The organism is Dellaglioa sp. CoH-55-MRSF-7 (genome assembly GCF_056782235.1).
Genome location: NZ_JBXAYI010000197.1, coordinates 1 through 254, shown reverse-complemented (window position 1 = coordinate 254; position 254 = coordinate 1). Strand labels below are relative to the sequence as shown.

1 protein-coding gene is annotated in these 254 nt (G+C 60.2%); it reads left to right on the top strand.

The features are described from left to right. On the top strand, positions 1–254 hold a 254-nt coding region (locus AC1RPU_RS08375; RefSeq protein WP_481769710.1), incomplete at both ends, for an MlaE family ABC transporter permease.

Below are 254 nucleotides of genomic sequence, written 5' to 3'. Positions count from 1 at the left end.
TTCCTGGGAGCAACGGTGCTGGCCAACTTCGGTGCGAGCATCTTCTCGGTGCATCTGGTCGCCTTCTCGTTCATGCGCGAGTTCGGAGTGCTGCTCCCGGCCATATTGATTGCAGGCCGTACCGCAAGCGCGTACACCGCCCAAATCGGTTCGATGAAGGCAAATGAAGAGATCGATGCGCTTCGCTCCAACGCGCTCGACCCCATCGAGTTACTGGTGCTGCCACGCGTGCTGGCGCTTCTTGGGTCCTTGCC